This window comes from Okeania sp. SIO2C2 (assembly GCF_010692625.1).
In the GTDB taxonomy this organism is placed as follows: Bacteria; Cyanobacteriota; Cyanobacteriia; order Cyanobacteriales; family Microcoleaceae; genus Okeania; species Okeania hirsuta.
Genome location: NZ_JAAHGM010000014.1, coordinates 199169 through 212063, shown reverse-complemented (window position 1 = coordinate 212063; position 12895 = coordinate 199169). Strand labels below are relative to the sequence as shown.

Sequence of the window (12895 nt, the reverse complement as noted above, 5' to 3'; positions counted from 1 at the left end):
AGAGATGGGGAGATGGGGAGTCTCCAAAAATCAAAAGTAAAATCAATTCTTATCAAGAAATTATCAATTACTTCTCCCTATTGCCCATTGCCTATTCCCTATTCCCTCTTTTCTGGAAATATCTATTACAGGCAGATACATCAAGCCCGGCAATTCCCGGTAAAAGTCGGGGAAACCGTTCATAGCAATGTGACGGCAGAACCATCGACACTGGCGGTATCTCGCAATGCTTTGAGGAATATCCCCAAAGCGCCATTCCCATCTCTCGGCATTGAATGACCGCAATGCGGACATTTAAAATGCTTTGAGCCTCCTAATTTTTGATGAACATGACCACATTTTGTACAAGTTTTGGAAGTATATTCCTCAGTTACATCTATTACGGTTGCGCCTCGTTTTCAACCGTGGAACTTAAGAGTTTGCTTGAAACGATCATGTGCCCAATTTAGCATTTAGCGAACTGACGCACGAGTTCAGTTTGCGTTTCTTCTTTCCTGACTTGGCAACCATCTGGGATGACTCAAAAGTTGGGAGAAAGATGACGCGATACTCAGTCGTTAACCATTTTGCTACTTTTTTATGGACTTCATCTATGAGGTTTTTTATCCTAATAAACAACCTATTAATTTTTTTGTTTAATCCCTGTCTTTTGTACTTATTTTGACGACCTTTTAATGCGGTCTTAGTAGAGATTAGTTTGTCAATATGTTGCCCCAATCGAAATATTCTGGTAATATCCCGATTGCCTATATCAATAAACTTTTCTCCATCAAATCCCGTTAGAAAACTGCGAACACCAGGGTCTAACGCTATGATGGATTGACTCTGAGAGTTTTCTGGTTTAAACTCTATTGGAAATACGGCAAACCAGCGTTTTTTCTCATAAACCAACTGAGTCTCTGCATTCCAAGATTGTTCCAAATCGCAAGTTTTATATGTCCCTCCTTTTTGCTTTTGTTGGTATTCGACATTAATAGTAGGAAGTGGCTCTGATGCCAGGATATTCAATCCTTTGGTTAATGATGGCAACCAAGTACCTTTTTTAAAGTCTTCGACCCTAAATTTAATTGATTGTATTCGATCTCTAATCGAACGAAATTTTCCGCAACTTGGCTGTTCAGTCCCACTTTTACGACTAGCTTTAAATGCACCACAAATTAGGTTCAGACTATTAAACTCATAAGGGAAAAGATAATTTTGAGTTTTTGACAAGTTCTGGACAGATTACTATATTGGCTCAATCTGATACTAAATTGATAAGTTTGAATGTGATTATTTCCTAATAGACATCTCCAATAATAAAAAATAAAATCAACTATCGTACAGAAATTATCAATTCTTTCCCCCTGCTCCCTACTCCCTACTCCCTACTCCCTACTCCCTCTTTTCTGAAGATGTCTAATAGTTTAGGTTGAACCGAATCATCTGTCCAATATAAAATGAAAGATTCAGTAGCTCAAAAAAAGTAAAAAATGAAACTGGCAGCAAGAGTCGGCAAAGTACCACCTTCCCTAACCTTAGTTATCTCAGCTAAAGCTAAAGCAATGCAAGCTGAGGGAATAGATGTATGTAGTTTTAGTGCCGGGGAACCTGACTTTGATACCCCAGAGCATATCAAAGCAGCAGCCCAAAAAGCACTGGATGCTGGCAAGACAAAATATGGCCCAGCGGCGGGAGAACCTAAACTCAGAGAAGCGATCGCCCAAAAGTTATCTAGGGAAAATGGCCTAAACTACAAAGCAGAAAATATTATTGTCACTAATGGGGGAAAACATTCTCTGTTTAATCTGATGATGGCACTGATTGAACCTGGAGATGAAGTAATTATTCCTGCACCCTACTGGTTAAGTTATCCAGAAATGGTCAAACTGATGGGTGGAGAGCCAGTAATTTTGACTACTGATGCCCAGACGAATTATAAAGTTACACCAGAGCAACTACGCCAAGCTATTACTAGCAAAACAAAATTATTCGTTCTTAATTCTCCTTCTAATCCAACTGGGATGGTTTATAGTCCAGCAGAAGTTAAAGCATTAGCAGAAGTAATAGTAGAAAAGGATATCTTAGTAGTTTCTGATGAAATTTATGAGAAGATTATTTATGATGATATTCAACATCTCAGTATTGGGGCAGTCAACTCAGATGTTTTGAACAAAACTATTATTAGTAGTGGATTTGCTAAAGCATACTCTATGACAGGTTGGCGGATCGGATATTTGGCCGCACCGATGGAATTGATTAACGCTACACTCAAAATTCAAAGTCATAGTACCTCAAATGTTTGTACTTTTGCTCAGTATGGAGCGATCGCTGCATTGGAGTCATCTCAAGACTGTGTGGAAAAAATGCGTCAAGCTTTTGCTAAACGTCGGCAGGTAATTTATGATTTATTGAATGCTATACCAGGAATTACTTGTAGCAAACCTGAAGGAGCTTTCTATATGTTTGTCAATATTAGTAAAATTTCTAGCAGTTCCCTAGAATTTTGTAATGCTTTATTAGCAGAGCAAAACGTCGCTGTTATTCCTGGTATTGCTTTCGGTGCAGATGACCACATTAGGATATCTTACGCTACTGACTTAGCAACTATAGAAAAAGGGATAGCAAGGTTGGAAAAGTTTGTGCAATCGCGTAACTAAACAGAAAAACAGGCGGGAGGAAGTTAGCCAGGGTGTTTTAATCCCTGGTTGAATAACGACACGCGGGTTTTAACCCATAGTTACTTTCCGGTCTGGTTTTCAATATACTTGATCACTGTTTCAGTGCCAGATTTCTCCTTGTTCCTTCTTCCTTTTTCCTTCTGCTATATATCTATGGTTATTTCCATTTTTTTTTTCTTTCTCTTTCCCTAGCTTAACGGTGAATTTCAAAACTTTGAAGTCCTTCGGGTTGCTCATATTTTATAGTCACATCATTGACAATAGCTGATTTAGGGCCTCTATAACACCAGTTAATAATTTTTTCCACAGCTTGATTGCTACCTTCAAAAACAGCTTCTACTTTTCCATCAGGTAGATTTTTCACCCAACCACTGACATTTATATTAACTGCTGTTTCTAATGTGGAGAATCGATATCCGACTCCCTGAACTTTTCCGGAAATAAAAACATGAGCACGAGTAGGAGTGAGAGATGTTGACTGGTTTTCCATTGTCATTTTATTTTGTATTGATTATACCAGGACTTACGGAGTAAAGCTGCATATAGTATATAGTTTGGTCATTATCGCTGATCAAACCACTATAATTAGTGCCGTTGCGTAAGTACTGTATATATAAAATATCTATAGTTTATGGTACGATAAAACTCAACATAAATTCAGTTTCTAGGAGTGTAATTTATGGGTACTCATCAGAGAAACTAAGTGGTAGTTAAAATTATGCTTATAACATCATTGATAGTAGTTACAGTTGTCAGTGTTATGCTAGGGATAAGTTGTGCTTACTGGTTATTTGAAAAGCGGTTAAAAAAACAAGCGAAAAGCTATGAAAAACAATTACGAGAAACCCATGAACAAATCTATGATCTTGAGCAAGCACAACAAGAAGAAATTAAATTATTAAATATAGATTATCAACAGAGAATTAAACAAAAAGAAGAACTTGAACAACAACTCAAACATAGCTTAGAAGAAATTAAAGTTTTAGAAGTAAAATATCAGAAAAAATTGAGAGAAAAAGTCAACTCCGAAAAACAATTAAATAAACACAACAAAGAATTGCAAGATAAAATTAAATTAATACAAGCAGAACATATACATAATTTAGAATCGGCTGAAGCAAAATCACAAGAAAAAATTAGAGAATTGACAGATAAATATTGTCAGCAGATAGTAGATTTAGAACAAGAACATCGACTTAAAAAACAAAAAATTAACAATTTTTTGCAGGTAAAATATCACAAAAATCTTCAATATTTATCAGAGACTCATCAGCAAAAAATTAAAGAAATTACCAGATATTTAGAAGAAAAAAATCAACAAGAAATTTTCAGGTTGAAGAAGTATCATAAACAAAAAGTCAGAGAAACTATTAAATATTTAGAAGAAAAACATCAAACTAAGCTCCAAGTTAAAATCAAAGAACTAGAAGAAATTCATCAAGAATCTATCTTAGAAGCAATAGGAGCGATAACTACTCAACATCAAAATCAGCTTCAGCAAAAAATCAAGGAATTAAAACAAAAATATGATACTGAGCTTCAAGCAACAATTAAATCTCTTAAAGCTAAGCATGAAAGTCAAATTAGAGAACTTATACAATAATATCAAATCCGGTAGCATCAGTGTAATTAGATTCATAGTGTAGGGAGTGTGGGGAGATGGGAAGATAAAAAAAGATGTGGCAATAGCGCTGTGATGAAACATTTTTTTATACCGAACCCGAGTGGATTTGATATAAATTCAAAATCGAACACTGCTCTATAAAACTGACACAAAGCGTCACATAACATGACAAATTGATGTTTACTTCCTGCTTCTTGTGAGGCCGTCGGCGGTTACTCATCCACAGGCATTAACGGTCAAGCCAACCGCATCTGTACAGTCTATACCTACATTTAAGTCTTTGTCAATCAACATCAGAAAAAATCCTCAAACCCTAACTGCGCCGTTCCTAGTAGGGAGCGGGATTTCTTCTGAGGTCTATGTCTATATAGATAGACTGCCAGAAATGTTTAAGTCGCGATTAGTGCAGAAGATACAAAGCGTCACCATCGGTTACTACTTGCCTGTGAGAACTAGCGTATTATATCGCGCTCCGTATCGCAAATTGTTAACTAAGTCCAAACTCTATCGGAGCATAAATTTGGGAGATTTATTCCAAATTGAGAGGTAATATCATGTCCGTTAGTATCGTTTGTGTAAACCCAAGGGTAAATATCTACAATGGAAATTTCGGTTTTTTCTTGCTCAATAGTCTTCCTCCCTCTTCCCTCTTCCTTGTTCCTTCTTCCTTTTTCCTTACCTTTGCTATACAATACCGATGCTACCGGACATAATATGAATGTTTTTATTATACCATTTTAAAAAAAGAAAGAATGTTACAAATAATCAGATCAATCAAAAGACTTTACAGGAGATATTCCTTTGACGACAAAGATAACTTACGACCTAATAAACTGTATTGAAGCTATTCATTCTGACTCCTGACTCCTGTACGTCGCCAATCCGACGGATCCCCTGCCTGACTCCTAAGAAATAACCTAACTATTTGTAGCAAAGATTTATAAAATTGGTATTACACTTAATCATCCGGACATAGTATAATATCAAATCCGGTTAAACAACCATAGAATGGTTAAGTTAGGAGGAGTCAGGAGTCAGGAGTCAGGAGTCAGGAGAAGAAAGAATTACAAAGATGAGCGTGGTTATGACGATTGAAGATTTTTTTGATGTCCAATTAAACGGATTTGATATAAAACCGAGAAAATACAGAATAACTCAATTCTCAACTAGGAATAGGTCTTCTATCACTTAGTAGTGAAGCGCGAAAGATGTTTGTTTGAGAGTCTAATTAAACTTTGATAAGATTAAATGAATATAGATAATTTCCCTACTGATTAACTCTCAATTCTTTAACTTTTTAATAAACATCAAGGTGTCTTGGTAAGATTGAATCCTACCACCTTGTTGATAAAGTTCTGCTGCTTTTTCTAAGTCTTTTATTGCTTTTTGAAGTTGTTCATTTGCTGTGGTTATATCTGCCATTTTTTGATAAATAAGACTATTTTGATAAAAAACATGAGCACGATTATAATAGGCATCAGCATACCCTGGATTCAGTTCAATTGCTTTAGTATAATCTTTGATTGAACTCGGATTTCGTGTTATTTCGTGAGGATTAACTAACAAACTCCGGGCGATACCCATATTAAAATATATTTCTGGGGTATTATTAGGTTGCTTTTCTAAAGCACGATTAAAATTAGCGATCGCCTCCCAAGCATCCCCTTGATCCAAATAACTTATACCTCTAAAATATAAACCTTCAGCGCTCTGAGGATTAATTGTTGAAACAGGAGAACTAACTGTAGGAGTATCATCCAAAATTAAGTCTGAAGGATTAATACCAGCATCAGATAATTTTCTGATAAAACTATTAATAGGAACCGCAGCATTAAACCCTGTTTTAATTGGCGCTACATCTCCAGAATTAGTTTGAGCAAAACCAAATTCTCCTTGTCCATGAATACCAATAACGCGACCATCAGAATCAAATACTGGACCACCACTCATCCCACTCCAAGTAACAGCTTGATAACGCAAAGTATAACCTTCCGGGCGACTTTTAGGGCGACTGGTTACTAATCCTGGAGATAATTCTGGTGCCCTTTCAGTGTTAAATAAACCGCCAGTAGCAGGATAACCAAATACATATATTTGGGAACCAATAACTGATTGTTCAGAATTACCTAAAGTCGCTACTGGATATGTTTCTGTAGTTTCAAATTTAAGTATAGCTAAATCGGGTTCTTCATCAGTTGTCTGTAAACTCACTACCTCTACTACTGAATAGTCTTTTTCTAGATTAGTTCTAATACTATATTTAATAGTAGAATCTTCTACTACATGATTAACAGTGAGGACAGTATAAATATTACCATTTTTAGCAATAATAACACCCGAACCATCACCTAAGTTACTATTGATTTGCACTGTAATTGGTATGGCAATTTCTGCCACTTCTTGAGCCGTTTTAGCATTTGCTGCTGTCGAAATATTAATAACAATTGCTGCTACTGTAGCAGTACCTAATAAATAAGTATTGAGAGAATTAAAACGAGACCAAATCATAATTTTATGATCCTAGAATCTAGACAAAGTGAATATTAGATGACTATTTACTACAAATGACGTAAATTAAAGAAATTTGTTCTCCATCTTGAAGCAGAGTATATAGTATTAATTTTTTAACTACTGATTATCAGCAAAATCTACTAATTGATGTTGACTACCATACTACAATTTATAGCGCTGTGCGCAGGCAACAGCTCATCTGGCAACAGCTCATCTGGCAACAGGGGGAATAAAAAACCGATAATATAAGACTTCTAGCTATTGGACAGTTATTGTAATTTGTCAATATGCCAGCGCACATTGCTATAGTATAGTAATCAATGCAGAATTTGTAAAAAATTAAAAAATAGATAATAAAATCTGAAACTCTGACCACTATTCTCTGATTCTAAAGTCCCTATAAATTTTATACACAACCACACTGAGAATAGCTCTGCATACCAATTATTTTTAATTTAGCTAAACTAAAAAAGAGGCGTTGCATATTTGTGGGATGAATTGTTTGCTTGGACAAAAAAGAAGTATGAAGTATTAAGGATGAGATTTACCTGTTCAAAAAAGATTCATCCCGCCTCTCAGCAACGCCAAAAAAGAAAATGTATCATCACAAAAAAACATTATCTCTCAAGAAATATGCATAGAAAATCCACAAATATTACTTGAAATATTGACAAAAACTTGATCTTTTTGACCTAAATATTAATAAAAAATTAATCCAAAATAAAAAATTATTGTTGATCATAAAAATATGAATATTGACTAGATATAAATAAATGTCGCCCAACTAAAATTGATTTCGGCTTTGATAATATCAAACCTAGAAATATTGTTTTGTAAAATCTCTGAACAAATTAAAAAATTACCTCAAGAAAAATAATAATGGCTAATATAAATCACAAACTCAGATCTACCAGCACAAGTCTAAGGCTTGGTTGTGCCATTATGAGTGAAAGTAATGAGACAAATACTATTAAATACGATTTTGAGGTATCTCCTCATCGTGGACCTGCTACCGGGAATAACTATTACGGGTCTTTCAGTTTTAATGGCTCGAAATTAACTGGCAAAGGCATAGAATTTATAAAACTTGATAACTTTGACTTGAGTTTTTTAAATTTTGACTATAGCAACGCTGATTTATTATTTGGAGAAGCTGTATTTAGAAATGGCAACTTTCTAGGATTAATTGCAAGTAGCGAAGAGTTTTCTTTTGTCTCTGGATTTTTAGATTTATCTGAAGCATATTTTGCCTATGATATTAACTCTAATTTTGGAGCCGCAGATCTAACATTCTGTTTAAGACAAGTTACTGATGATAATTTTGAAACTTTATATAGTTCTGAAGCTAGTTTTATAATGGGAGCATAGACTTAAATCTTGGAATAACAGTCTAATTTATGAAGTAGTATTTCTGTTGCCTATCTAAATGTTGCCAAATGCTATACTTAGGTAACACTTCAGTTATTAAGTAATTAACACTGGCCAAATGACTTTGTACTAATTAGCAGCCCAGTGAATGTTAATTATTATTATGTTTACTTCTCTCTAGGAAAGTTGCATATAACGTCCCTACCTACTCCCCAACTCAAGAAAATATAGAAAAGTTTTTGATAAATGGTATTATTCTTCTTCATCGCTCCTAATACTGCCGTCTGGCATAATTGTATTATCAAAAATTACCCCATTTAAGTTAGCATTTTCTAAATTAGCATTAGTCAAATTAGCATTAGTAAAATCAGCTCCATTTAAGTTAGCATTTTCTAAATTAGCATTAGTAAAATCTGTATCACTCAAGTCTGTGTCACTCAAATTTGCACCACTTAAATTGGCATTACTAAAATTAGCAGAATTTATTTCTTGTTCGGATAAATCTACATTACTTAAATCTTTGCCACTCAGGTCGCTGCCATAACCAATAAACATTAATCCTGCTTCATCAGGGTCAATTTCTGGTGGTATATCCTGTGGTTCTAAGTACCAAGCATTCTGAAAATTAACATTAGAATAGTTAGCTTTACTCCAACCAGACATAGCTTTAATTTGAGCATGACTGAAGTCAGCATTACTCAGATTTGAACCCTGAATATAAACATCATAAAAAGTGGTGTGACTAAGATTCGCATTGTTCAAATTACACTCATCAAAAGTAACTTCGCTTAAATCTGCATGACTAATATTTGTACTACTCAAATTACAGTGCATAAAAGTGGATTGAAAGCCCCCCATTTGAGTTAAATTAGCATTAGTAAAATTGGAATCATCTATGGTGCTATGGTCATAATTTGTATCTGTTAAATCTGCATTGGTTAAATCTAGATTTTGCCAAGATATTCCTTCTAAGTTGGCGTGACTGAGATTAGCATTTCTGAAAGTAGTATTTTCTACTTCCGTACTAACTAACTGAGCATTACTTAAATTAGCATTATCTAAATTCACATTTTGCAATTTTGCTCTGCTGAGATTGGCAGAACTGAGATTAATTTCCTCTAGAGAAATATTGCTTAATTCCAGGTATTCTAATTCCACACCAGAAAAATCTCTTTCTCCAGCTTGATAGCGTTGGATTAATTCATCGCTATTCATATTTTTTTCTCCAGTAGTAAATGGGAAAATAATATCATATAGCAGAAGGAAGAGGGAAAAGGGAAGAGGGAAGAGGGAAGAGGGAAGAAGGAAAAATATCGCTTTGTCTGAGTTTTAAGCTAAGGAAAAAGGAAGAGGGAAGAGGGAAGAGGGAAGAAGGAAAAATATCGCTTTGTCTGAGTTTTAAGCTTTTAATCTATCCTAACTTTTCACCTACCACCTAAAACCTTCTTCAAAAAGTAAAAAACAGTCCGTAACGTACCAGTAAAAGTCGTGCCATTACTCTTCTGATTGCTAGAATCAAAAACAACTTGCAAAACAGGAAAAATCTGAATATTATCATTCACGGCATAATTATAAAAAACTGCCAAATTTGTCTGAGTTGAATTACCGAAAAATTGTGGGTATGCGCCTCCCCTTTTCAGGGGATAATAAGCGGTCGTTAGCGCAGCTTCCCGAAGGGTGGGATGGCGTACTTCGGAGCGGGTCTGTAAGAACGGGTCTCCTCGCCATATCCAATCGACCAAGAGAAGAAAAATTTTCATGATTAGTCAATCCTCTTCTTTTCCAGGAGAGGTAATAATTAGGGTTTGCGCTCAAAAGTATTTTAGTAGGGGTAGGAGACAGGAGACAACCCACCCCCAACCCCTCCGGTGGAGGGGAGAAATGGATCGGGAGCGAGGAAGTAGGAGCGGGCGTTTTGTCCCTTGATTGTTCTGCCCAACTATGTGCCTAAAAGACCCTCCTTTTTGAGCGTTTTAGACTGAAACAGGCGCACTTTTTTCGTTCCCAAAAAGGCACTTGTCTTTATATGTCAATGCTTTTATATTTAATCAGCAACCCTAATTAATTATTAATTATTAATTGTTGAACAATTTAATTCACAACAAAAGTCTACTCCACTGCTACCCCAAAGCGATCGCCTTGTTGCAAAACATCTAATATCATGTCCAGTTAAATAGTTCTAATTACAGCTCGTAGTAGGGATTTAGCCTTTGAGAAACCTATATTAGGGCTAAAATATCTCATATATAGCAATGTGCGCTGGCATATTTACAAATGACAGGAACTGTCCAATAGCTAAAAGTTTTATCTTATCAGCTTTTTATTCCCCCTTCCGGAGCTGTTGCCTTCCGGAGCTGTTGCCTGCGCACAGCGCTATAGTTTTTCTTCAGTAGTATGGGCTAAATTGGACATATCTACAGCCATGAATTGCCATGGATTAACATGGTTTTAGAGCCGGAATATAAATATTATCATACCGATTAAACGAATATACTATTAATTATTTCTGACTACTTCAAAAGTAAAAAACAGTCCGTAACGTACCAGTAAAAATCGTGCCATTACTCTTTTGATTACTAGGGTCAAAAACAAGTTGCAAAACAGGAGAAATCTGAATATTATCGTTCACTGCATAATTATAAAAAACTTCCAAATTTGTCTGAGTTGAATTACCAATTTCATCCACAACAAAAGGCTGTCCAACTGCTACCCCCAAGCGATCGCCTTCTTGCAAAACATCTAATCCAGAAATACCTGCCATCCAATAGTTCGGATTGATATCCCCAAAATCTGTATCATCATAGCTGCTATAACCATAGCGACCAAAAACAGCAAACTTGCCAGAAAAACCCCACTCAAAATTCACTCCCACTGCATCAAAATTGCGAGCAAAAACTTTTCCTCCACTGTAAAGCAAACGTAGACTAAATCTAGAGGAAGGATTATATTCAAATTCCACCATTCCTTGATGAAAACCAAATAGACCCCGTGAACCCCTGCCATCAGAATAGAGTAGTGATGTAAACACAGAAACTGGCAACGGACCTTGACCATTTTGGGAAGGGTTAGCTGAATCTGGAGCAATATATAAAGCACGAAGGTTGAAAGCACTGCCACCAGGATTCCATTCTAATATTGCTCCACCACCAATGCCATTAACAGGAAATGCAACGTAGTTATAAACTAGGTTTTCTGTGGAAAAGTCGCGAAAGCTTAAATCGGCGTAACTGTTATTATCTATATAATCCAACGCTTCAATTAACGGTCCGATAGATAGAGACAAATTTTCCACGACCTGAAAACTGTAGAATACTCTCCCAATACCAACATCGTCATTTCGTGGGGGACGTTTGGAGAAATCTAGAATACTGCCAAAGTTGGGTTCGAGTATAGCTGTAGCATTATCAATAAAGCCATTACTACCAGTATCAACCCGTAGTTTTAATAAGTCTGTACCTCGGAAACTGGTATCAAAATCTAAAGCTACTCGATAGAGAAAGGTCGCTTGAGGGTTTTCGTCTGCAAGCTCTATTCCATTGGGGTCAATGAGGCGATCGCCGTCAAACCCACCAGCGTTTACTGCAAAAATTGTCTGACCGTTTAATTTGGTAGTAGTAGAAAACTGTTGTGCTTCTAAAGCATCTACTCGATTTTCTAAACCCTCAGCGCGTGCTTTCAGGTTAGCTATTTCTACTTGAAAATCTTGTATAAGTCTTTCGATAACTATCAGGTCATCTTGTTGAATTAATTCTGCTTGATTTTCTGCCAGGAAACTTTCGATGGTTTGCCAACAAGCATTTACAGCTGCGGCAAATTCATATCTGGTGATGGCGCGGTTGCCTCGGTAAGTATTGTCAGGATAACCGGAGAGACAGTCGTAGCGGTCGCGTAAACTTATTAATGCTTCATCGGCCCAGTCGGAGGGTAAAATATCATCTAGTTGGTAAACAGGTATTTGTTGAGTAATGGGGTCATTAGACTTAGAATTACTAAATTCTTCAGTATACTTTTTAATTTCTCCCATCAGCTCCTGTTTTTCTTCTGTTGCCAGAGTAGGGCGAGTGCTTAAACATGACAAATTGATTAAAATCAAGCTAATAACGATACATATTTTACGATTATGATTTTTTTTATAAATACCATGAATTTCAAATATTTGCAAAACATTTCTCCCTAAAAGTAGTCTATTGTGATGTCAGATTTTATCATTAATACGAGACAATTTAGTCTTGGGAGGCGGGAGAAATTAGGAAAAAAATCTTGTTGGAATTAACAATTTATACGCTGTTGGCAAACAAAATATTTAGGTAGTCCTGCATGGGTTTTGGTGAAGATATATATTTTTTAATTTCTCCCATACTCCCCTCCACGGTCGGGGTTAGGGGTGGGTCCCCATCTTCCCAAATTCCCCTCCACCGGAGGGGGAGGGGTTAGGGGTGGGTCCCCATCTCCCCACACTCTCTCTACCATTACTATGCACGGCATTGCTGAATTAAGGTATGAAAGAGGTTTATAGGGAACAGGGAACAGGGAACAGGGAAAAGTTAATATTAACAAGTAGTTCAAACCATCCAAAATAAAAAATTCCAAATATAGCAATGAGCGCTCAGGTATTTACAATGTCCAGCTCAAAGTGCAGTAAGCGAAAAGGTGTACAAAAAATAATGTGTAAATATGCCAGCGCACATTGCTATACAAAATTATCAAGTCATACCCAGAATCAGCAACGCCC

General features: G+C 36.0%; 12 protein-coding genes and 1 pseudogene. 5 read left to right on the top strand and 8 right to left on the bottom strand.

The window, feature by feature from the left end; genetic code table 11:
- Positions 1–12 precede the first annotated feature (12 nt).
- Positions 13–279, top strand: coding sequence for a hypothetical protein (locus F6K18_RS14610; RefSeq protein ID WP_287521822.1), 267 nt, complete (start codon positions 13–15; stop codon positions 277–279).
- A 14-nt stretch (positions 280–293) separates the two neighbouring features.
- On the opposite strand, the pseudogene F6K18_RS14605 reads toward F6K18_RS14610, so the two are convergent.
- Positions 294–380: pseudogene (locus F6K18_RS14605) on the bottom strand (hypothetical protein); the annotation flags it as partial.
- A 52-nt stretch (positions 381–432) separates the two neighbouring features.
- Positions 433–1212: a hypothetical protein gene (locus F6K18_RS14600; protein ID WP_287521821.1), complete on the bottom strand. Its 780-nt coding sequence runs from the start codon at positions 1210–1212 to the stop codon at positions 433–435.
- A 260-nt stretch (positions 1213–1472) separates the two neighbouring features.
- On the opposite strand from F6K18_RS14600, the gene F6K18_RS14595 reads away from it, so the two are divergent.
- Entirely contained in the window at positions 1473–2639 is a 1167-nt protein-coding gene (locus F6K18_RS14595) for a pyridoxal phosphate-dependent aminotransferase (protein ID WP_124143528.1), read from the top strand.
- Between the two features lie 214 nt (positions 2640–2853).
- Here F6K18_RS14595 and F6K18_RS14590 read toward each other — a convergent pair whose 3' ends face one another.
- Positions 2854–3150 (bottom strand): acylphosphatase, encoded by a 297-nt coding sequence (locus F6K18_RS14590; protein ID WP_124154917.1) that lies wholly within the window; start codon positions 3148–3150, stop codon positions 2854–2856.
- Between the two features lie 213 nt (positions 3151–3363).
- Between F6K18_RS14590 and F6K18_RS14585 the strand changes: the two genes are divergently transcribed.
- Positions 3364–4263, top strand: coding sequence for a hypothetical protein (locus tag F6K18_RS14585; RefSeq protein ID WP_287521820.1), 900 nt, complete (start codon positions 3364–3366; stop codon positions 4261–4263).
- Positions 4264–5565: 1302 nt separating this feature from the next.
- Here F6K18_RS14585 and F6K18_RS14580 read toward each other — a convergent pair.
- Complete coding sequence (locus tag F6K18_RS14580; protein WP_287521819.1) at positions 5566–6792, bottom strand: tetratricopeptide repeat-containing serine protease family protein; 1227 nt, start codon at positions 6790–6792, stop codon at positions 5566–5568.
- A gap of 882 nt (positions 6793–7674) precedes the next feature.
- Between F6K18_RS14580 and F6K18_RS14575 the strand changes: the two genes are divergently transcribed.
- A complete protein-coding gene (locus F6K18_RS14575) occupies positions 7675–8163 on the top strand; it encodes a hypothetical protein (protein ID WP_287521818.1) in 489 nt (162 codons plus the stop codon).
- A gap of 252 nt (positions 8164–8415) precedes the next feature.
- On the opposite strand, the gene F6K18_RS14570 is transcribed toward F6K18_RS14575, so the two are convergent.
- Complete coding sequence (locus tag F6K18_RS14570) at positions 8416–9378, bottom strand: pentapeptide repeat-containing protein (RefSeq protein ID WP_287521817.1); 963 nt, start codon at positions 9376–9378, stop codon at positions 8416–8418.
- A gap of 209 nt (positions 9379–9587) precedes the next feature.
- Positions 9588–9923 carry a carbohydrate porin gene (locus F6K18_RS14565; protein WP_287521816.1) on the bottom strand — a complete coding sequence of 112 codons (336 nt, stop codon included), beginning with the start codon at positions 9921–9923 and terminating at the stop codon, positions 9588–9590.
- On the opposite strand from F6K18_RS14565, the gene F6K18_RS14560 reads away from it, so the two are divergent.
- Positions 9922–10089 carry a hypothetical protein gene (locus tag F6K18_RS14560; protein ID WP_287239625.1) on the top strand — a complete coding sequence of 56 codons (168 nt, stop codon included), beginning with the start codon at positions 9922–9924 and terminating at the stop codon, positions 10087–10089. The genes F6K18_RS14565 and F6K18_RS14560 overlap by 2 nt on opposite strands.
- 589 nt (positions 10090–10678) lie before the next feature.
- On the opposite strand, the gene F6K18_RS14555 is transcribed toward F6K18_RS14560, so the two are convergent.
- Together F6K18_RS14555 and F6K18_RS14550 are read right to left on the bottom strand one after the other, a co-directional pair.
- Positions 10679–12325: an iron uptake porin gene (locus F6K18_RS14555; protein ID WP_287521814.1), complete on the bottom strand. Its 1647-nt coding sequence runs from the start codon at positions 12323–12325 to the stop codon at positions 10679–10681.
- Between the two features lie 182 nt (positions 12326–12507).
- Positions 12508–12633 carry a hypothetical protein gene (locus F6K18_RS14550; protein WP_287521812.1) on the bottom strand — a complete coding sequence of 42 codons (126 nt, stop codon included), beginning with the start codon at positions 12631–12633 and terminating at the stop codon, positions 12508–12510.
- Between the last annotated feature and the right edge of the window lie 262 nt (positions 12634–12895).